Origin of the sequence: Sinisalibacter lacisalsi, from assembly GCF_014640115.1 — a bacterium.
GTDB classification, from domain to species: domain Bacteria; phylum Pseudomonadota; class Alphaproteobacteria; order Rhodobacterales; family Rhodobacteraceae; genus Sinisalibacter; species Sinisalibacter lacisalsi.
Genome location: NZ_BMGI01000006.1, coordinates 80783 through 98557 on the forward strand (window position 1 = coordinate 80783; position 17775 = coordinate 98557).

The 17775-nt window shown below is 65.9% G+C and carries 18 protein-coding genes; 6 read left to right on the plus strand and 12 right to left on the minus strand.

Annotated elements, in window-relative coordinates:
• Window positions 1–40 precede the first annotated feature (40 nt).
• From IEW01_RS16230 to IEW01_RS16240, 3 genes are all read left to right on the plus strand, one after another.
• Window positions 41–277: a F0F1 ATP synthase subunit C gene (locus IEW01_RS16230; RefSeq protein WP_188529755.1), complete on the plus strand. Its 237-nt coding sequence runs from the start codon at window positions 41–43 to the stop codon at window positions 275–277.
• 86 nt (window positions 278–363) lie between these two features.
• Window positions 364–897: a F0F1 ATP synthase subunit B' gene (locus tag IEW01_RS16235; protein WP_188529757.1), complete on the plus strand. Its 534-nt coding sequence runs from the start codon at window positions 364–366 to the stop codon at window positions 895–897.
• A gap of 4 nt (window positions 898–901) precedes the next feature.
• Complete coding sequence (locus tag IEW01_RS16240) at window positions 902–1459, plus strand: F0F1 ATP synthase subunit B (protein WP_188529759.1); 558 nt, start codon at window positions 902–904, stop codon at window positions 1457–1459.
• Window positions 1460–1516: 57 nt separating this feature from the next.
• Here the strand turns inward: IEW01_RS16240 and IEW01_RS16245 are convergent, their stop codons facing one another.
• Window positions 1517–2629, minus strand: a complete 1113-nt coding sequence (locus IEW01_RS16245) for a CaiB/BaiF CoA transferase family protein (protein ID WP_188529761.1) — start codon at window positions 2627–2629, stop codon at window positions 1517–1519.
• A 9-nt stretch (window positions 2630–2638) separates the two neighbouring features.
• On the minus strand, window positions 2639–3199 hold the full coding sequence (locus IEW01_RS16250) for a cupin domain-containing protein (RefSeq protein WP_188529763.1): 561 nt from the start codon (window positions 3197–3199) through the stop codon (window positions 2639–2641).
• A gap of 95 nt (window positions 3200–3294) precedes the next feature.
• Between IEW01_RS16250 and IEW01_RS16255 the strand changes: the two genes are divergently transcribed.
• Window positions 3295–4509, plus strand: coding sequence for an acyl-CoA dehydrogenase (locus tag IEW01_RS16255; RefSeq protein ID WP_188529765.1), 1215 nt, complete (start codon window positions 3295–3297; stop codon window positions 4507–4509).
• Here IEW01_RS16255 and IEW01_RS16260 read toward each other — a convergent pair.
• From IEW01_RS16260 to IEW01_RS16305, 10 genes are all read right to left on the minus strand, one after another.
• Window positions 4506–5447: a hypothetical protein gene (locus IEW01_RS16260; protein WP_188529767.1), complete on the minus strand. Its 942-nt coding sequence runs from the start codon at window positions 5445–5447 to the stop codon at window positions 4506–4508. The genes IEW01_RS16255 and IEW01_RS16260 overlap by 4 nt on opposite strands.
• A 57-nt stretch (window positions 5448–5504) precedes the next feature.
• Complete coding sequence (locus tag IEW01_RS16265; protein ID WP_188529769.1) at window positions 5505–6374, minus strand: C40 family peptidase; 870 nt, start codon at window positions 6372–6374, stop codon at window positions 5505–5507.
• A 169-nt stretch (window positions 6375–6543) separates the two neighbouring features.
• The gene (locus tag IEW01_RS16270) at window positions 6544–7530 is read right to left on the minus strand and encodes an aldo/keto reductase (RefSeq protein ID WP_188529776.1); all 987 of its coding nucleotides are present in this window, start codon (window positions 7528–7530) and stop codon (window positions 6544–6546) included.
• A gap of 11 nt (window positions 7531–7541) precedes the next feature.
• Entirely contained in the window at window positions 7542–8756 is a 1215-nt protein-coding gene (locus tag IEW01_RS16275; protein ID WP_188529778.1) for an aminopeptidase, read from the minus strand.
• Window positions 8757–8763: 7 nt separating this feature from the next.
• Window positions 8764–9471: a purine-nucleoside phosphorylase gene (gene deoD, locus IEW01_RS16280; RefSeq protein WP_188529780.1), complete on the minus strand. Its 708-nt coding sequence runs from the start codon at window positions 9469–9471 to the stop codon at window positions 8764–8766.
• A gap of 127 nt (window positions 9472–9598) precedes the next feature.
• Window positions 9599–9961: an H-NS histone family protein gene (locus IEW01_RS16285; RefSeq protein WP_188529782.1), complete on the minus strand. Its 363-nt coding sequence runs from the start codon at window positions 9959–9961 to the stop codon at window positions 9599–9601.
• A gap of 157 nt (window positions 9962–10118) precedes the next feature.
• Entirely contained in the window at window positions 10119–11381 is a 1263-nt protein-coding gene (locus IEW01_RS16290) for an MgtC/SapB family protein (protein WP_188529784.1), read from the minus strand.
• A 145-nt stretch (window positions 11382–11526) separates the two neighbouring features.
• Complete coding sequence (locus tag IEW01_RS16295) at window positions 11527–12156, minus strand: hypothetical protein (protein WP_188529786.1); 630 nt, start codon at window positions 12154–12156, stop codon at window positions 11527–11529.
• A 54-nt stretch (window positions 12157–12210) separates the two neighbouring features.
• Window positions 12211–14166 carry a DNA topoisomerase IV subunit B gene (gene parE, locus IEW01_RS16300; protein ID WP_188529788.1) on the minus strand — a complete coding sequence of 652 codons (1956 nt, stop codon included), beginning with the start codon at window positions 14164–14166 and terminating at the stop codon, window positions 12211–12213.
• A gap of 83 nt (window positions 14167–14249) precedes the next feature.
• Window positions 14250–15455 carry a hypothetical protein gene (locus tag IEW01_RS16305; RefSeq protein ID WP_188529790.1) on the minus strand — a complete coding sequence of 402 codons (1206 nt, stop codon included), beginning with the start codon at window positions 15453–15455 and terminating at the stop codon, window positions 14250–14252.
• A 126-nt stretch (window positions 15456–15581) separates the two neighbouring features.
• Here IEW01_RS16305 and IEW01_RS16310 point away from each other — a divergent pair, with 126 nt between their 5' ends.
• Window positions 15582–16484, plus strand: a complete 903-nt coding sequence (locus IEW01_RS16310; RefSeq protein ID WP_188529792.1) for an NAD-dependent epimerase/dehydratase family protein — start codon at window positions 15582–15584, stop codon at window positions 16482–16484.
• Between the two features lie 190 nt (window positions 16485–16674).
• A complete protein-coding gene (locus IEW01_RS16315) occupies window positions 16675–17775 on the plus strand; it encodes a 4Fe-4S dicluster domain-containing protein (protein ID WP_229738317.1) in 1101 nt (366 codons plus the stop codon).

Below are 17775 nucleotides of genomic sequence, written 5' to 3' on the forward strand. Positions count from 1 at the left end.
TACACAAGTTCAACGCAATCCCATCGTAAGGAGAAACATCATGGAAGGCGATATCGCACAAATGGGTCAATTCATCGGCGCCGGCCTTGCCGGCATCGGTTCGGGCGCAGCCGCCATCGGCGTGGGCCACGTCGCCGGCAACTTCCTCGCCGGCGCCCTGCGCAACCCCTCGGCCGCTGGTGGCCAGACCGCGACCCTCTTCATCGGCATCGCGTTTGCAGAAGCGCTCGGGATCTTCTCGTTCCTCGTCGCGCTGCTGCTGATGTTCGCCGTCTGATCCTCGAGGACCCTATCCTTACGATCGGGTGGGGGTGCGCCAGCGCGTAGCCCCACCCTATTCGATCCGGGCTCCAGGAGGACATCATGGCAAGCGGAACCGAAACCACTGCCGACGCCGCGCAAGGCTCCAGCGGCATGCCGCAGCTGGATTTTGCCACGTTCCCGAACCAGATTTTCTGGCTCGTGGTGACGCTGGTTATCATCTACTTCGTGCTCAGCCGCATTGCGCTGCCGCGCATCGCGGGCGTGCTGGCCGAGCGCCAGGGCACGATCACCAACGACATCGCCGCCGCCGAGGAGCTGAAGCAGAAGGCAAAGGAAGCGGAAGAAGCCTATAACCAGGCACTCGCCGAAGCCCGCGTCGAAGCGCAGAAGATCGGCGCCGAAGCCAAGGCCGAGATCCAGAAGGAACTCGACAAGGCCCAGGCCAAGGCCGATGCCGAGATCGCCGCGAGGGCCGCTGAATCGGAGAAGGCGATCGCCGAAATCCGTGCCGGCGCCGTCGAAAGCGTGAAGGCCGTCGCCAAGGACACCACCAAGGAGATCCTCTCCGCGATGGGGTCGAAAGCCGATGCCAAGGCGGTCACCGCCGCCGTCACCGCGCGGATGAAAGGGTAAGATCATGAAACATCTTCTCAGTCTTGCCCTGATCGCCGCCGCAAGCCCTGCCCTCGCCGCGTCGGGCCCGTTCTTCTCGTTGAAGAACACCGACTTCATCGTGCTGATGGCCTTCATCGTCTTCATCGGCGTGCTGGTCTATTTCAAGGTGCCGGGCATGATCGGCGGGATGCTCGACAAGCGTGCCGAGGGCATCAAGGCGGACCTCGCCGAGGCCCGGGCGCTGCGGGAAGAAGCTCAGGCGATCCTCGCCAGCTACGAGCGCAAGCAAAAGGAAGTGGCCGAGCAGGCCGGCCAGATCGTCGAACACGCCAAGCGCGACGCGCAGGCGGCGGCCGACGTGGCCCAGGAAGAGCTCAAGGCCTCCATCGCCCGCCGGATCACGGCGGCGGAAGAGCAGATCAAGTCGGCCCAGGATGCCGCCGTCAAGGAAGTGCGCGATACCGCCATTTCCGTCTCGATCGGCGCCGCGAAAGACCTGATCGCCAAGAACATGACCGCCGCCGACGGCAACAAGCTGATCGACGAGTCCATCTCGGACGTCGAGAGCAAGCTGCACTAAGCTAACGCGGGACAGTGAACCAGGAAATGCCCGGGCCTCGTGCCCGGGCATTTTGGTTCAGCCCTTCGCCTTGGGCAGGATCGGCGCGCTGCGCTCCAGCGACAGATCAGCATCGGAAAAGCGCCATGGCCCGCGCACGCCGGGCACCCCCTCCGGTTCGATCCGCAACCCGCGCGCCCGCACCTGCGGGTCGGCGAAGGTATCGGCGATCTCGTTGATCGGCCCGGCCGGCACCCCGGCCGCCTCCAGCGCCTCGAGAAAGGGCGCGCGCTGCCAAACCTCCGTGGCCTCGGCGAGAATGCCCATCAGCAGATCGCGGTTGCCGATCCGGGCGGCATTGGTGGCGAACCGGGCGTCATCGGCAAGCGCCCCGAGGCCGAGAAGCTCGCACAGGGCGCGAAACTGCCGGTCGTTGCCGACGGCGACGATCACGTGGCCATCCTCGACCGGGAGCGCGTCGTAGGGCACGAGGTTGGGATGCGCGTTGCCCAGCCGCCCGGGGCTGGTGCCGGTGGCGAGATAGTTCATCGCCTGGTTGGCAAGCAGCGCGGTGGCGCTGTCGAGCAGCGCCATGTCGACCATCTGCCCGCGACCGGTGCGGTGGCGTTGCTCGACGGCGGCCAGGATACCGATGGTGGCGTAAAGGCCGGTGACCACGTCGGTCACCGCCACGCCCACCTTCATCGGCTCGCCGCTCTTCTCGCCGGTGATCGACATCAGGCCCGACAACCCCTGGATCATGAAATCATAGCCGGGCTGGCGGGCGCGCGGGCCGTCCTGTCCGAAACCGGTGATCGAGCAATAAATCAGGCGCGGATTGAGCGCGGCGAGGCCGGGATAATCGAGGCCGTATTTCGCCAGCCCCCCGACCTTGAAGTTCTCGATCAGGATATCGGCCTCCGCCACCAGCTTGCGGACGGTTTCCTGCCCTTCGGGGGTGTTGAAATCGGCGATCACCGAGGTTTTCCCCCGGTTGGCGGCGTAGAAATAGGCTGCGGTCCTGTCGCCGTCGCGCTCGATGAAGGGCGGCCCCCAGCGGCGGGTATCGTCGCCCTCCGGGCTTTCCACTTTCACCACCTCGGCACCGAGATCGGCCAGCGCCTGCCCGGCCCAAGGCCCGGCCAGAATGCGCGCGAGTTCGACGACCTTCAGGCCTTCAAGCGGTTTCATGGGCAATCCTCACAGGTAGGGCGGCGTGCAGGCCGAGATGATCCGGGCCAGCCCCGTCCCGGTGTTGCGAAAGCGGTGCGGCGCGCGGCTGTCGAACAGATAAGCGTCGCCGGGGCCGAGCACCGTGCGCTGGTCGCCGACCGTCACCTCGATCTCGCCCTGCACCACGATGCCGCCCTCGTTGGCCTCGTGCGCGAGCATCGCTTCGCCGGTGTCGGCGCCGGGGGCGTAGGTTTCATAGAGGATCTGAAGGCCGTGCGCCGACGCATCGCCAACCTGCGCGATCGCCACCCCGTCACCGAGGTGGCCGGTCAGGTCGGTCAACTCCGCAGCGCGAAAAAATACCTGCGCGCGCGGGGTCTCGTCGGGTTCGAAGAAGGCCGACATGGTGATCCCAAGCCCCCCGAGGATGCGCCGCAGCGAGGCCACCGAGGGCGAGGAGCGCCCGGTTTCGATCATCGAGATCTGGCCATGCGGCACCTCGGCGCGCTCGGCCAGCTGGCGCTGGCTCAGCCCCGCCTCCTGGCGCAGGGCCTTGAGCCGCGCGCCCACGTCGAATTCATCGCTCATCTGGCGCCCCTCCACGGTTTGCGCAAATTTCTCCTAGCATTGCTCAGTATATTGCGCAATACGGGAGCAAAGCCACAGCCGCGACGGAGACAGACATGACCCAAGCGTTGCCCGCCAAGAGCCGCCCGGAGCTTTCCGGCTTCGACTGGGAAGACCCGTTCCGCCTTGATGACCAGCTCGAGGAAGACGAGCGCATGATCCGCGATTCCGCCCGCGCCTATGCCAGCGAAAAGCTTGCGCCGCGGGTGATCGAGGCCTTCGAGACCGAAGCGAGCGATCCGGGCATCTTCCGCGAGATGGGCGAGATGGGGCTGCTTGGCGTCACCGTGCCGGAAGAATACGGCGGGCTTGGCGGCTCTTACGTCAGCTATGGCCTCGTCGCGCGCGAGGTGGAACGGATCGACTCGGGCTACCGCTCGATGATGTCGGTGCAATCCAGCCTCGTGATGTATCCGATCTACGCTTACGGCTCCGAGGAACAGCGGCGCAAATACCTGCCCGGCCTCGCCTCGGGCGAATTGATCGGCTGTTTCGGCCTGACCGAGCCCGACGCCGGCAGCGACCCCGGCGCGATGAAAACCCGGGCGGAAAAAACCGCCACCGGCTACCGCCTCACCGGCTCGAAAATGTGGATTTCCAACAGCCCGATCGCGGATGTCTTCGTGGTCTGGGCGAAGTCCGACGCCCACGGCGGCAAGATCCGCGGCTTCGTGCTGGAAAAGGGCATGAAGGGGCTTTCGGCGCCGAAGATCGCGGGCAAGCTGAGCTTGCGCGCCTCGATCACCGGCGAGATCGTGATGCAGGGCGTCGAGGTCGACGACGACGCGCTCCTGCCCAACGTCGAAGGGCTGAAAGGCCCGTTCGGGTGCCTCAACCGCGCCCGCTACGGCATCTCCTGGGGAGTGCTCGGTGCGGCCGAGTTCTGCTGGCACGCCGCCCGGCAATACGGGCTCGACCGGCACCAGTTCGGCAAGCCGCTCGCGGGCACGCAGTTGTTCCAGAAAAAGCTCGCCGACATGCAGACCGAGATCAGCCTCGGCCTCCAGGCCTCGCTCCGGGTGGGGCGGCTGATGGACGAGGGCAAGGCCGCGCCCGAGATGATCTCGCTGATCAAGCGCAACAACTGCGGCAAGGCGCTCGACGTTGCCCGCCATGCCCGCGACATGCACGGCGGCAACGGCATTTCCGGCGAGTTCCAGGTGATCCGACACATGATCAACCTCGAAACCGTCAACACCTACGAAGGCACCCACGACGTGCACGCCCTGATCCTCGGACGCGCGCAAACCGGGTTGCAGGCGTTCTTCTAGCGCATTGAGCGCGGCGCGCTCGGGGTGCCGGGAATGCCCCAGTAGGCGGCAATATCGACCATCAGCGCATAGGTGCTGCGGTAGGCAAAGCCGGGGCCGTCATTGCCCAGCACGTAAACCACTATATCGAGGCCCTCGCCCCGGATCGCCTGCGCGGCAAGATCGTCGGGCAGGATGGTCGGCTCGCCGTAAACCACCCGCCGGGTCAGGCCGACCGAGGGCATGGCGTAGTCGACCAGACCGGTGCAGACGAAGCTCTCGTTGTTCGGGTCGATCGAAAGGCCGAAATTGAACGGCTGTCCCATCTGCGAGAACAGACGGCGCACGGCGTCCCGCCGCTCGCCCGGCGAAAGCCGGGGCCGCATCGCCAGCACCCGGTCGACCTCGAAGGCATCGCTCGGGCGGGTCAGTTCAACCGCCGGAGAGACGCTCTGGATCATGGTTTTCCCGGCGCGGATCTCGTCGTGGTAGGGCACGATCTCGGGCAGGTTCCAGTAGCCCGCCGCTCGCATCTCGGCCTCGGTGCCGACATAGACGAAGGCATGGCTGAACCGGCCTGGCATCAACCGGCCAAGCTGGTGCGAGGTATTGCCGATGACCAGAATATCGAGCGGGCGCAGCCGCGACAGGATCGCCGCTTCCGCATCGGCCTTGCCGGTGAGCTTGCCGGGATAGGAGCTTTCCTCGAAATCACCGTAGGCGAGTTCCGAGGCCTTGACGCCAAACTGGTTGCCCAGCGCCGTCGCCAGTTTCGCCACCGGGGCGGGATAGAACTTCTCCGGCTCGAAGCAGCATTCGAAATTGTCCGCCCTGAGCGCCTTGGCATCCTCGGGGAAGGTGGGGCCGAAATCGGGCTGGGAACACGCCGAGACGATCACGGCAAGCGCCAGAACTGCCAGCGCCCTGATCGACGGGATCGGGTTCTCGGGTCGAAACATCGCCAGTCCTCGCACAGGTTTCACCATAGCCTAGCGCGGCCAATCGCCCCTGCCAACTCACGCTTCGGGGGGCGGCCCCCAGAAAGCGGCAATATCTTCCATCGCCGCGCGCGCATCCTCGACGACGAAGCCGCCGCCCTTCACACCGCGCACGTGTTCGACGAAGCCAAGCCCCTCGCCCCGGATGGCCTGCGCCACCATCGCGTCGGGCATCACCGCCGGCCGACCGTAGGAAACCGTCTCGTCGAAGGCGATCCAGGGCATCGCGTATTGGATCAGCTCGGTGCAGGCGAGTTCGTCCGGGGTGCGGTTGTCGAACCAGTAGTCGAACGGCGCGCCGAGCCGGGCAACACCCCGGCGCGCGGCCTCGCGGCGTTGCGCTTGGGTGAGTGCCGGGCGCAGGATCGCAACGGCGTCGGTTTGCAGGAGCTTCGCCGGCTCGATCAGGCGCACCACGGGGCGGAAGGCTTCGAGAAAGACCCGCCCCGCCCGGATATCGTCTTGCAGCGGCAGGACGGCGGGATCGTTCCACAGCCCGATCGCGCGCAGCTCCGCCTCGGTGCCGAGGTAGATCGCCGAATGGGTGAAGCGGCCGGGCACGAAGCGACCGCCGATATAGGTCTTGTTGGCGAACAGCAGCAGATCGAGCGGGCGGGCCGTTTTCACGATATGGGCATGGGCCTCGGCCTTGCCGGTGAGGGTGCCGGGGATCTCGCCGGTATCGAGCGGATTGAGTTCCAGCGCGACGGGCGCAACGGCGAGCGAGAGATTGGCGATCGCCTCGGGCCAGCGCTCGGGATCGTGGCAACAGGCGAAGCTTTTCGGATCGGCGTCGGGCGCAAGGCCGGTGAAATCGCGGTGCACCTGCGGCAAGCCGCAGCCGGCGAGCGCGAGCGCGAGAGACACCAAGGCGAAACGGCGTATCATCCGGCGTCCGGAACTTGGTTCGGTTGTGCGGTCATCGAAAGCTCCCTGCGGACTGCGCGCAATTCAGCAAAGCCCCTGCCCGCGCGCAATCGCAAAACGGCCGCGCGTGGGGCGGATGCGGCGCTGAACCGGGCGGGAACCACGGACAGGAACGGACCCTCCCCCACGCTCAGCAATACCGCTCGATGCCAACGAGTTGCTGGTAGGAATAGCGGTCGCCCATCGCCCAACCGGGCGGCAGGATGCGGGCCAGTTCGGCCCGGTCGGCTTCGCTGAACGCGATCTCGTCCGCCCCGGCCCAGTCCTTCAGGTGCTCGGGGCTGCGGGTGCCGGGGATGGGGATCAGGTGCGCGCCCTGGTCGAGCGTCCAGGCCACCGCGGTGGCCGCCGTGGACCAGCCCCGGTCATGCGCGAAGGCGCGCAGGGCGCGCACGTGTTCCATGTTGTGGGCGAAGTTGCGGCCGATGAACCTCGGGTTGGGTTTGCGGAAATCGGTATCGCGGAAGCTGTGCGGGTCGAGATCTATGTCGCCGAGAATGCCGCGTCCGAGCGGCGAGAACGGCACGAAGGCGGTGCCCAGCTCGGCGCAGGCCTGGATCATCCCGAGCTCCGGCTGGCGCGTCCACAGCGAATACTCGCTCTGCACCGCCGCCACATGCGCCACCGATGCCGCAAGCCGCAGCGAGGCGGGTGATATCTCGGAATAGCCGAAAGCGCCGATCAGCCCATCCTCGCGAATGGTTTCCAGCGTTTCGGTCACCGCTTCGATCGGGATCGACCAGTCGCGGCGGTGAATATAGTAAAGCTCGACGTGATCGACCCCGAGCCGGTCCAGCGACCCCTCGATGGAGGCGCGGATATGTTCCTCGGAATTGTCGTTGGTGCCGCGCGGCGCACCCAGAACGATGCCGCCCTTGGTGGCGATCTTGAACCGCTTGCCGCGCTCCTTCTGCCATGCGCCGATGATCGTTTCGCTCAGACCGCCGCCGTAAAGCTCGGCGGTGTCGAGAAAGTCGATGCCCGCGTCCCAGGCCGCATCCAGCGTGGCGAAGCTCACCTCGCGGCTGGTTTCGCCGTAGAACCCGGCAAAGCTCATGCAGCCAAGCCCGATGGCCGACACTTCGGGACCGTTCTGCCCCAGTTTCCTTTTCTTCATCGCCATTCCCCTCAGATCACGAATTCACCGTCTGCCATGATCGGGTGCCGCGCGCCATCCGGGCCGATGCCGGTAACGGCAATCGCGGGCGAGCCGATCATGCAATCCATGTGGATGTTGCTCTTGTTCATGCCCGCTTCTTCCGGGTCGGCCCCCTCCGAAAGGTTCATCGCGTAGGCATTGCCGAAGGCGATGTGGCAGGCGGCGTTCTCGTCGAACAGGGTGTTGAAGTAGAGCACGCCCGAGCGCGCAATGGGCGAGCTTTCGGGCACCAGCGCGACTTCGCCGAGGAACGAAGCGCCCTCGTCGGTGGTGAAATACTCGCGCGCCACGTCGCCACCCTTCTCGGCCTCGATCGAAACCGCGCGCCCGGCCTCGAAGGTCACCACCAGCCCCTCCACGATGCTGCCGCCGATCACGGCGGGCTTGGTGAACACCGCGCGGCCCTCGGTGCGGGCGCGGTCGGGCATGGTGAAGATCTCCTCGGTGGGCAGGTTGGGCGCATAGGTCGTGCCGTCTTCCAGCGTCTGCGCACCGCCCACCCACTTGTGGCCGCGCGCCAGCCCGACGGTCAGATCGGTGCCGCCGCCCTCGAAATGCAGCGCGTCAAGCGCAAGGCCCTGAAGATGCGCCCGCCGCCGCTCCAGTTCGGCGAAGTTTTCGCGCCAGGCCGCCACGGGATCGTCGCGGTCGAGCCGGAGCGCGGCGAAAACATGGCCCCAGAGCCTCTCCACCGCGGCGTCGGGCGCGAGATCGGGGAAAACCTGCCGCGCCCAGCCCTCGGTGACGAAGGGCACGATATTCCAGTTTGTCGCGCCTGAGGTGATCGCCTCCAGCATCGGCCGCGCGGCGGAACTCATCGCCTTGTTGGCGCGGGCGACCTTGGCCGGGTCCTGCCCCGCGAGCAGCCCCGGCGTGTTGCCGGCAATCGCGAGCCGCGCGGCGCCATTCCGGAACGCCCCCGCCATGGCATCGTAGAGCCAGCCCGGCGCGGTCTCGAGCGCGGTCTCGCTGCCGTGGGTGTAGCGCGCGAGCGTGCTTTCGTCGTCGGCATAGAGCGCCAGCACGTTGCTTGCCCCGGCGGCATAGGCCTCGCGGGTGATCCGGCGCACCAGGTCGATCGCGCCGATATCTGCGGTCAGCACCAGTTCCTGCCCGGGCCGAAGCCCAAGGCCGAATTGCACGCAAAGCCGCGCGAGGCGATCGAGGTTTTTCTGGGTATTCATGTTTTCCTCACGCAAATGCCGCTTCGAGGGCGATTTCGATCATGTCGCCGAAACTCTGCTCGCGTTCCTGCGAGGTGAGCGGCGGCGCCTCGGTGACCAGGTGGTCCGACACGGTGAGCACCGCGAGCGCGCGCACCCCGTAACGCGCGGCGAGAATATAAAGCTCGGCCGCTTCCATCTCGACCGCCAGCACGCCATGCCGGGTCATCTGTTCGTTCAGGTCGGGGCGCTCATCGTAAAACACATCGGCCGAGTATATTCCACCCACATGCGTGGCCACGTCGCGCCGGGCGGCGGCGGCATGGGCCGCCGCGAGCAAGCCGTAATCGGCGGCAGGGGCGAAATTGAGGTCACGCAGAATACCCACCGACGGCGTTGAAATCGACGTCGCCGTCATCGCCAGAACCACGTCGCGCAGCGCGATCTTTTCCTGCATAGCGCCGCAGGAGCCGACGCGGATCAGGGTTTTCGCGCCGTATTCGCGGATCAACTCGTTGGCATAGATCGACAGGCTCGGCATGCCCATGCCGGAGCCCTGGATCGTCACCCGGTTGCCGCGCCAGGTGCCGGTGAAGCCCAGCATCCCGCGCACCTCGTTCACCAGTTCCGGCGCATCCAGAAAGGTTTCCGCCGCCCATTTGGCGCGCAGCGGGTCGCCCGGCATGAGCACGGTTTCGGCGATGTCTCCGGGCTTTGCCCCGATGTGAATGGTCATGGCTCTCTCCTTGCAGTCCGCCGGATCATAGCCATCGGCATGGCGAAGGGTAGCCGGTTTTCAGGACGCGGGCGCGAAACGGCCCGGCTTCCACCGGGCCGCTTCGAACCACCGGCACAGCCGAGGCTCAGATCGCCAGATCTTCCTTCGATCCGCCTTGCGCGATATGGGCCTCGACCCATTTCGGCGCGCGCCCCCGGCCCGTCCAGGTTTGTTCGGGGTTTTCGGGATTGCGGAATTTCGGGGCAACCTTGGCCCGGCCGTCGCCCTTGGCCTTGGGCGCCCGGGCTGGCGCGCTTTCCCTGGCGGCGCTCGCGGGTTTTGCGCCGGTCAATTCCTCAAGCGAAAACCCATGCGCTTTCGCCGCCTTTTTCGCGGCGTCGAGGGCAAGCTTCTTCTCGGCCTGCGCCAGCTTGTCGAGCGCCTTGTCGACATCGCCGCGGAGTTTTTCCAGTTCTCGGCGCTTCATATCCTTGAGGTTGAATTTCATTTTGGTCGGCTCGCCTTTCTGTCCAGTCGTTCAAATGCAATGACGTTGCTGGAACGAATACGGGGAATAATCCCCTTCGGTTTTCACGAGCGCCAGAATATTGATTTTCGGAAAACCCACAACGCATTTTTTCGCGGTTGGGGATTGACTGTCGCAATCAAACGCCGAGCCAGAGGCTCGCGCCGCCCGCCGCGATCACCGCGAGATAAACCACGATCACCCGAAGGCCGAGCCGGCGATCACCGGCGACGAGTGAAATCCCCGCCTTCACCGCGGTATTCACCGCGACCGCGATGAATATCGCGATCGCCCCGGTGCCGAGGGCGAGATCCCCCCCAACCAGTCTCGAAACCGAAATCGTCAGGGCGTCGACATCGGTCACCCCCGACATCGCGGCGGCGGCGTAGACGCCGCTGGTCCCGAGCCAGTCGCGCAGGTAGAACACGCCCAGCAGCACCACCGCGAGCACCGCGCCGAAGGTCAGCGCGGTTTTCAATTCGAGCGGGTTGGCGATGCCCTCGATCTCGTCCTCGGTCTTGCCATTGCGGTCAGACAGAAGGTGGATCGCGGCGGCGCCGAGCAGCCCCGTCGCCGCCATCACCCCCATCGGCAGCGCCAGCGGGGCCACCAGCCGGGGCTGGAAAATCGCCGCCAGCACGAGGATGCGCAAGAAGGTGACCGAGCCTGCCAGCACCACCCCCACCGCCGCCACCGGCGCCAGCGCACCCTGGCTGCGCACGAGGCGGGCAAGCGCGAGGGTGGTGGAGGTCGACGAGGCGAGGCCGCCGAACAGGCCGGTGGCGAGAATGCCGAGCCGTGCCCCGACCAGCCGGATCGCGAGGTAACCCGCAAAGGACAGCCCGGCCACCACCACCACGGCCCACCACAGCTCGTAGGGGTTGAGCGTCTCCCCCGGGCCATAGCCCTGATCGGGCAGCAGCGGCAGCACCACGACCGAGATCAGCGCCAGCTTGAACGCCGCCTCCAGCTCGAACCGCTCGATCTGCGCCACCCAGCGATGCAGCGGCCGTTTCATCGCGAGCAGCAGCGCCGCCACCACCGCCACAGCCGCGGCATGGGCCATCTCGCCGAGCATCGACACCGCGCCGAGCACGAAGGTGAGCAGGAGCGCGATCTCGGTGGTCAGGCCAAGGTCTTCATCGCTCCGCGTCTGCAGCCAGTAGCTGACGGCGAGCAGCCCCGCGAGCGCGAGCAAGACCGCCGCGAGGAAGATCGGGGCGGTCACGGTGACCAGCCAGCCGGAGATCCCGCCGAGGAGCCCGGTCAGCGCGAAGGTGCGGATCCCCGCGATCCGATCGCCCTCGGCCTGCTCACGCGCATGCCAGCCCCGTTCGAGCCCGAACAGAAGGCCGATCGCCAAAGCCAGCAGGAGCCGCCGGAAGATCTCCACATCATCCATACGCTGCAATCTATGGATGGATCAGGGACATGGCCAGAGGGAACGGCGGGAGGGGGGAACTTGCGCGCCGTGGGTCGGGCGTCAGACCGGCACGTAAGGGGGGAGTGGGAATGGCGGGCGAACGCGCGAGCTAACGAGATTATATTCATTCAGATGAGAATAGAAATCCTGCACCCGTCTTTGTCCATATTCCTTCCTTGAAAGACACTCTGTGCCTTTCGCCATCCAATTCCAGAACGGAAAAAGCTCTGGGTTCACCGTTCAGATATGCGCCACCGAAAGTTACAGTCCCGATCGAACCGCGAATCGAAAAATCAACCCCTTGGAATTCATCTGGCGTTATCATGAAATTGATATCCGCCATTTCGCTTTTGAACGCTGAAAACGTGCCTGAGGGCATTAATCGAACAAGATGGTTGTTTCCGCCTTGTGGCATCACTTCTACGAACCACGGAGCGCCGGATCTTGGTATGGAAGACGAAAGAGCTAACTCGCCTTCGATTTCGATCCTGTAACTGTCCGAACTTATCTTTGTTTCAATGTCGGCATCAGGGAAGTACTTGCCCAGAACGATCTCAATCGCTTTGATCGTGGCGCGCTTCTCGTCGTCGACATCCGACATGCTTTCGCCGATTTCAGCCTCGAATTCCACGTATTCCGATTCACCCGAGGCGGCTGAAATCATCTGTTCGGAGGAAATGCTTACTTCAAGTTCTTCAGCTTGGCACCCCACGAGAAGGCTCACAAGCCCTGCCAGAACGAACGTCTTTTTCATGCCCTCTCCCCCCAAGTTAGGATAACTTTCCCAACCCAATATACATGTCCCCCCTCAAACATCCAGCTCCTCAACGAACCGCGCATTCTCCTGGATATACTGGAAGCGCAATTCCGGCTTCTTGCCCATCAGACGTTCCACCAGGTCGCCGGTCTCGCCCGGTTCGTCCTCGTCGATGGTCACCCGGATCAGCTTGCGGGTGCCCGGGTCCATCGTGGTTTCCTTGAGGTCCTTGGCGTCCATCTCGCCGAGGCCCTTGAAGCGCTGGAAGTCGATCTTGCCCTTGCCGCCGAGGCCCTTCTCGAGCCACAGGTCCTTTTCCGCCTCGTCGGCGACGTAGACCCGTTTGGCCCCTTGCGTGAGCCGGAACAGCGGCGGGCAGGCGAGGTAGAGGTGGCCGTGGTCGATCAGCGGCCGCATCTGGCTGAAGAAGAAGGTCATCAGGAGCGCCGCGATATGCGCGCCGTCGACGTCGGCGTCGGTCATGATGATGATCTTGTCGTAGCGCAGATCCTCGACGTTGAACTTGGTGCCCATGCCCACCCCGAGCGCCTGGCACAGGTCGTTGATCTCGGCGTTCGAGCCGAGCTTGGAGCTGGCCGCGCCGAGCACGTTCAGGATCTTGCCCCTCAGCGGCAAGAGCGCCTGAGTGCGCCGGTCGCGCGCCATCTTGGCCGAGCCGCCCGCGCTGTCGCCCTCGACGATGAACAATTCGGTGCCCTCGCGCGCGCTGGTCGAGCAATCCACCAGCTTGCCGGGCAGGCGCAGCCGCTTGGTGGCGGTCTTGCGTTGGGTTTCCTTCTCGGCCCGGCGCCGCAGCCGCTCCTCCGCACGCAGCACGAGAAAATCGAGGATCGCGCCGGCGCTCTTGGTGTCGGCGGCCAGCCAGTTGTCGAAGTGGTCGCGCACAGCGCCTTCCACCAGCTTGGCGGCACTCTCCGAACTCAGCCGGTCCTTGGTCTGGCCGACGAAGGCCGGATCGGCGATGAAGGTGGAGACCAGCGCGCAACCCCCGGCGAGAAGATCGTCGCGGGTGATCTGCGCCGCCTTCTTGTTGCCGACAAGCTCGCCGTAGGCCTTGATCCCCTTCAGGATCGCGGCCCAGAACCCGGCGACGTGGGTGCCGCCCTCGGGCGTCGGCACGGTGTTGCAATAGGACTGGATGAAGCCGTCGCGCGCGGGCGTCCAGTTGATCGCCCATTCGACGTAGCCCGGCTCGTTGAACTTCTCACGGAACTCCACCTTGCCGTGGAAGCCGCCCTCGGAATAGGTGCTGGCGCCGCCGAGGCTCTCCTTGAGGTAGTCCGAGAGACCACCGGGAAAATGGAAGGTGGCCTCGCGCGGGGTTTCGCCGTCGTCGACCGCCGATTTCCAGCGGATCTCAACGCCCGAGAACAGGTAGGCCTTGGAGCGCGCCATGGTGAACAGCCGCTTGGGCTTGAACTTGTGCGAGCCGAAGATCTCCGCGTCGGCGTGGAAGGTCACCTCGGTGCCGCGCCGGTTCGGGGCCGCGCCGATCTTCTGCACCGGGCCGAGCGGCAACCCGCGTGAAAACCGCTGCTCGTGCAGCTCCTTGTTCTTCGCCACCTGCACGACCATCGAATCGCTGAGCGCGTTCACCACCGACGAGCCGACGCCGTGAAGCCCGCCCGAGGTCTGGTAGGCCTTGCCGGAGAACTTGCCGCCCGAGTGCAGCGTGCACAGGATCACCTCGAGCGCGGATTTCTGGGGAAACTTCGGGTGCGGGTCCACCGGGATGCCTCGGCCGTTGTCGCGCACCGTTACCGAGTGGTCGGCATGAAGTTCCACCTCGATGCGGTTGGCGTGCCCCGCCACCGCCTCGTCCATCGCGTTATCGAGAATCTCCGCCACCATGTGGTGCAGCGCCCGCTCGTCGGTGCCGCCGATATACATGCCCGGGCGCTGGCGCACGGGCTCCAGCCCCTCCAGCACCTCGATCGAGGTGGCGTCATAGGTGTCTTGTCCGCCGGTGAGGAGATCGCTGGCCATTGCTCGAACTTTCTTGCTCTTGTTGAGCCGGCATTAGACCATCCGGGGCGGGCGGTAGCAATATCTTGCGGGTGACGGCGCGCTCAGAACGAAAGCAGCCCCGCGTTATAGGTCTCGAGCCCGATCGTCGCGGGGCCGTCGCCCTTCTGTTCCATCTCGATATGCGCAGGCGGATGGCCAAGGCCGCTCGCCAATCCGCCCGCCGCGCTACCGCCGGGTGTCAGGCCGAGCCGCACGCCGCCGCCGAAATTGTCGAAGCTCGCGCCATGCGTGGGCGAGAAATGCCCGTCGCCGGTGAGGTAGGGCGTGACCGGGCCTAGGCTGGGGCCCGCCTCCACGCGCACGTCGACGCTGCCGTCGCCGTTCACCTTCACATGGGCCGAAAACCCCGGCACGCCGATCGAGAACCCGGCGTTCAAGCCCGGGATCATGATCCCGTAGTCGGGAAAATCCTCGGCGCAGTCGTAGGAGGTCGGGTAGGGTTCGCCGGCCTCGCAGGCCATCTGGGCCGAGGCGTTCTCCATTTCGCAGGTCACCGACATCAGCCCGCCGATGATGCTTTTCGGGCAGATCTCCTGGCAGCGGAAATTGACGTTGCAGCTTTTCGCAAGCTCGTCGCGATAGGGCGCACCGATGTCGGGAAGCTGGGCGACGGCTGTGAGCACCGGCAGCCCGTTCGGCTCCAGCGCGTGGGCCTTGGCGAGCGCCGCGGCCGCGGCCCCTGGAATGCCCGCGGCGTCGAGCGCGCGGGCGAGGTTGGTGAGGTAGAGCGGTTCTCCCGGCGCGAAGGCGGTGGCCAGAAGCAAGTCCTTCGTTGCCGCGGTGGTATCGCCGAGCGCGAGCGCGGCAAGGCCCAGCGTGTTGCGATAGGCTGCCTCCTGCGGGCGCAGCGCGCTCGCCTCCTGCGCGGCCATCCGCGCGGCCTCGACCCAGTCGGCGGGATAGGCCTCGGGATCGTGGAGGTGCAGCTCCACCAGCAGCGCCGCAAAATTGTTGAGCGAGGCCGGGTCGGTGGGGTCGCGTGCTGCATCGGCGCCGAAGAACCATGCCGCCTTGTCGAACTGCCTTCGGGCGTAGAGCAGGTGACCCAGCGTGTCGCCCGACACCCCGTCCGGCGCGTTGTCGAGAACTTCGGCGAAGCCTTTCGCCTCCCCGGCGGGAAAAGTCTCGCCGAGCGATGTGACCGTTTCCGAAAGCGTCTCGGCGAGCCCCTGGGCCGCGGCGGGCAGCCCGCTTGTTGTCATGATGACCAGGATACCGGTTACGAACCCCGCGATGGACCGTCGCATTGGCTGTCCTCCCTGTCAGGTTGGCAGGCAGTATAGCACGATTTCGCGGCTTTTTCGCGCGTTTCTGGGCTCATGGCTTGCTTCCGCCTGCCCCACGTCGTCAATTGGGCGAAAAAGGAGCCAGCCATGCGCATTCTCTTCACAGGCGGGTCCGGCAAGGCGGGCCGCGAGGTCATCCCCTACCTGCTCGACCAGGGCCACCGGGTGATGAACGTCGATCTGACACCGCTCGACCTGCCCGACGTCGACAACATCATCGCCGACATCACGGATTCGGGCCAGATGTTCAACGCGCTCTCGATGTATGCCAATTTCGGCGAGCTCGAGCCGGGCACCGGCGTGCCGCGCTTCGACGCGGTGGTGCATTTCGCCGCCATCGCCCGCATCCTGCTCACGCCCGACAACGAGTGCTACCGGGTGAACGTGATCGGCACCTACAACGTGTTGGAGGCGGCGCTGAAGATGGGCGTGCGCAAGGTGGTGATCGCCTCGTCGGAAACCACCTACGGCGTCTGCTTCGCCGACGGCGAGCGCAAGCCCCTCTATGTTCCAGTCGACGAGGCGCACCCGACCGTGCCGGAAGACAGCTACGGCATGTCGAAGGTGGTCAACGAGGTCACCGCGCGCAGCTTCGCCGAACGCACCGGGGCGGACGTCTACGCGCTGCGGATCAACAACGTGATGAGCCCGGAGGATTACGCCCGCGACTGGCCCGCCTATTTCGCCGATCCCGATCTGCGCCGGCGCAACATCTTCTCCTATATTGACGCGCGCGACCTCGGCCAGATCGTCGATCTCTGCCTGAAAAAGGACGGGCTTGGCTACCAGGTGTTCAACGCCGCCAACGACGGCATGAGCGTGGCGCTCAGCCCCAAGGAGGTTCTGGCCCGCTATTACCAGGGGGTGCCGGTGAAACGCGAGATCGGTCCGGGCGAGAGCCCCTATTGCAACCGCAAGATCCGCGAGGTTCTGGGGTTCGAGGAGCAACACCCCTGGACGAGACACGTTACGCCACCGGCGCAAGAGTGACCGGCCGGGATGGGCCCCGCGGCCCGTCCCACCTGCCCGACCGGGAAAACATGCAGGCTTCCGAATTGATTAGGATCAGGGAAGCCGCAACTTTCACGTGCTCTATTGCCTTCGAATCTTGAGCACGAACGGTTTTGCCCGATGGGGCGCAGGAGGCAGGGATGATCTGTGTGACGTCATGAGCGGGGCCGTGAAAACAGGCCCCCGGATGATCGACGCGCAAGGGCTCGATGCGCTGATCGCGGCGCTCGCAAGCGATGGGCGCGAGGTGTTCGGGCCGGTCCGGCGTGAGGGGGCGGTGGTCTACGAGGAAATCTCCTCCAGCGACGATCTGCCGAAAGGCTGGGCCGACGAGCAATCGGGCGGGCATTACCGGCTGCGGCAGGAGGGCGATGCCTTTTTCGGCGCCACGCTCGGCCCCCAGGGCTGGAAGCGCCTCCTGCATCCGCCGAAACAGGTGCTCTGGCGCACCGAGGGCGCGGGGGAGGAGACGAAGATCATCCCCGAGCCGCTCGACACCACCCGCCGCGCCTTCATCGGCGCGCGCGCCTGCGATCTCGCCGCGATCGCCGCGCAGGACAAGGTTCTGACCGAGGGGCCCTACCGCGATCCGCAGTATGCCGCCCGGCGGGCAAACCTGTTCATCGTCGCGGTGAACTGCACCCGGTCGGCCGAGACCTGCTTCTGCACCTCGATGAACACCGGGCCGAAGGCCACGAAGGGCTATGACATCGCGCTGACCGAGCTGGAGGGCGGGCGCTTTCTCGCCGAAGCCGCCAGCGAGGCGGGGGCCGCGCAGCTGGCCGCCCTGCCCTCCCGGCCCGCAACGGCGGACGACGAAGGCGCGGCGGCGGCGGGGATCGACCGCGCCCGCGACCAGCAACGCCGGATCGACACCGACGGCCTGCCCGCGCTGCTCAAGGACCGGCCCGATCACCCGCGTTGGTCGGAGGTGGCGCAGCGCTGCCTCAACTGCGCCAACTGCACCATGGTCTGCCCCACCTGCTTCTGCACCACGGTCGACGAGGTGACCTCGCTGGAAGGCCCCGAGACCGAGCGGGTGAACCGCTGGGCCTCGTGCTTCACCGTCGATTTCAGCCACGTCCACGGCGGCGCGGTGCGCCCCGGCGCGAAATCGCGCTACCGCCAGTGGATGACGCACAAGCTCGCCACCTGGGTCGACCAGTTCGGCGAGATGGGCTGCGTCGGCTGCGGGCGCTGCATCTCGTGGTGCCCGGTGGGGATCGACATCACCGAGGAAGCGGCCGCGATCCGCAAGGGAGGGGGCTGA

Bases quoted from the DNA above. Each gene is read 5' to 3' on its own strand.
- IEW01_RS16230 (WP_188529755.1), top strand. From the start codon at position 41: ATGGAAGGCGATATCGCACAAATGGGTCAATTCATCGGCGCCGGCCTT.
- IEW01_RS16235 (WP_188529757.1), top strand. From the start codon at position 364: ATGGCAAGCGGAACCGAAACCACTGCCGACGCCGCGCAAGGCTCCAGC.
- IEW01_RS16240 (WP_188529759.1), top strand. From the start codon at position 902: ATGAAACATCTTCTCAGTCTTGCCCTGATCGCCGCCGCAAGCCCTGCC.
- IEW01_RS16245 (WP_188529761.1), bottom strand. From the start codon at position 2,629: ATGAAACCGCTTGAAGGCCTGAAGGTCGTCGAACTCGCGCGCATTCTG.
- IEW01_RS16250 (WP_188529763.1), bottom strand. From the start codon at position 3,199: ATGAGCGATGAATTCGACGTGGGCGCGCGGCTCAAGGCCCTGCGCCAG.
- IEW01_RS16255 (WP_188529765.1), top strand. From the start codon at position 3,295: ATGACCCAAGCGTTGCCCGCCAAGAGCCGCCCGGAGCTTTCCGGCTTC.
- IEW01_RS16260 (WP_188529767.1), bottom strand. From the start codon at position 5,447: ATGTTTCGACCCGAGAACCCGATCCCGTCGATCAGGGCGCTGGCAGTT.
- IEW01_RS16265 (WP_188529769.1), bottom strand. From the start codon at position 6,374: ATGATACGCCGTTTCGCCTTGGTGTCTCTCGCGCTCGCGCTCGCCGGC.
- IEW01_RS16270 (WP_188529776.1), bottom strand. From the start codon at position 7,530: ATGAAGAAAAGGAAACTGGGGCAGAACGGTCCCGAAGTGTCGGCCATC.
- IEW01_RS16275 (WP_188529778.1), bottom strand. From the start codon at position 8,756: ATGAATACCCAGAAAAACCTCGATCGCCTCGCGCGGCTTTGCGTGCAA.
- deoD (WP_188529780.1), bottom strand. From the start codon at position 9,471: ATGACCATTCACATCGGGGCAAAGCCCGGAGACATCGCCGAAACCGTG.
- IEW01_RS16285 (WP_188529782.1), bottom strand. From the start codon at position 9,961: ATGAAATTCAACCTCAAGGATATGAAGCGCCGAGAACTGGAAAAACTC.
- IEW01_RS16290 (WP_188529784.1), bottom strand. From the start codon at position 11,381: ATGGATGATGTGGAGATCTTCCGGCGGCTCCTGCTGGCTTTGGCGATC.
- IEW01_RS16295 (WP_188529786.1), bottom strand. From the start codon at position 12,156: ATGAAAAAGACGTTCGTTCTGGCAGGGCTTGTGAGCCTTCTCGTGGGG.
- parE (WP_188529788.1), bottom strand. From the start codon at position 14,166: ATGGCCAGCGATCTCCTCACCGGCGGACAAGACACCTATGACGCCACC.
- IEW01_RS16305 (WP_188529790.1), bottom strand. From the start codon at position 15,455: ATGCGACGGTCCATCGCGGGGTTCGTAACCGGTATCCTGGTCATCATG.
- IEW01_RS16310 (WP_188529792.1), top strand. From the start codon at position 15,582: ATGCGCATTCTCTTCACAGGCGGGTCCGGCAAGGCGGGCCGCGAGGTC.